This is a genomic window from Allorhizobium sonneratiae (assembly GCF_023700755.1).
Lineage (GTDB): Bacteria > Pseudomonadota > Alphaproteobacteria > Rhizobiales > Rhizobiaceae > Allorhizobium > Allorhizobium sonneratiae.
In genome coordinates this window covers 1-1,162 of sequence record NZ_JAMKOJ010000029.1, presented here as the reverse complement: position 1 = coordinate 1,162, position 1,162 = coordinate 1, and the positions used below count along the sequence as shown (strand labels likewise).

The following is a 1,162-nucleotide window of genomic DNA, read 5'->3' as shown; positions in this document are numbered from 1 at the left end:
GCACAACGTCCAGAGAAAGGTCGCCCTGCGCGATCTTGTCGGCAATATCTGCAGTCTTGCGCAAATTCCCTGTCATTATATTAACGGTTGCTACAAGATCGCGGATTTCGTCGTTTGTCTTGACGTCGATTTTCTGGTCGAGATCGCCGATCGCAACGTTATTGGTCGCAGTGATGACCTTTTTCAGGCCCGAGCTGATTCCAAGGGCAATCCACAAAGCAACGCCGACAGAAATCACAATGATAAAGCTTATGGCGCCAATGAGGATCGACCAAGCTGTATTGTATTCCTGATTGGTTTTCTCATCGGTGTTTTTCAGATCGATCAGAATTTGTTCGTTCAGTTTGTCGACGACCGAGAGGAGCTTGGCCAGAAGATTGCGTGATTCACCCATGGAAAGATCGGCAGCCTGTTTATTGCTTTCCGATGTGTTGGTGGCTCCCAAAACAAGGATTTTTTCATCAACCTTTACCCAGTCCGGATAGAGGGTGTTGAATTCCTTCAGCGAGTCCAGAACGGCCGGATTTTGGCTCTTGCCCAGTTCGGCGGCAAATTTTTCTACGCTGGCGCGATATTTACGCACCTCGTCAATATTCGCGGGAATTTTTGCCGGGTCGGTTTCAAGCACAACGTTTTTCTCGTTGCGGACTGCATTCAGCAGGTTTGTTGCCAGACCGGCAGAATTTTTCAGATTGGCCGAGGGGCCTTGGACAATCCGTGTGATTGCCGAATTCAAGGATGAAAGATTCGAGATTGACAATGTTGCCATGATCCCGGAGAGCACAATCAAAAGGCCAAAGCCCAAGACCAGCTTCATTTTTATGGTAAAGCGCATCTCTTTCTCACCATCGGTTGTCAATCCGCTTCAGTTACATGTATTTATAAATTATTTTTCATAAGAATGTCATATTCCATATGAAATTTCATGAAACGGATATGTTTCTTATATTATGAAGTGAGGATCATCATTCCTTTTTCTTCATTCGATTTGATTTTTGATGTTTTATACATGTTGTGTACGGGAAATTTTAATTTCCATTTAAGTCAAGCCAAAATCATTCTTGGCTCTGTCATTTTCTTTCTCATGAGAGGTAACCAAGGGCCGCCAACCAGGACGGCCCGAAGGTTAAGCGCTCTCCCTGAAGCTTCTGTCTTCGTCATC

The 1,162-nt window shown here is 45.1% G+C and carries 1 protein-coding gene; it reads right to left on the bottom strand.

Annotated elements, in window-relative coordinates; all coding sequences use genetic code 11:
• Window positions 1-835, bottom strand: an 835-nt coding sequence (locus NAC44_RS21120; RefSeq protein WP_250943631.1) for a HAMP domain-containing protein, incomplete at its 3' end; no start/stop codon positions are given.
• Window positions 836-1,162 lie beyond the last annotated feature (327 nt).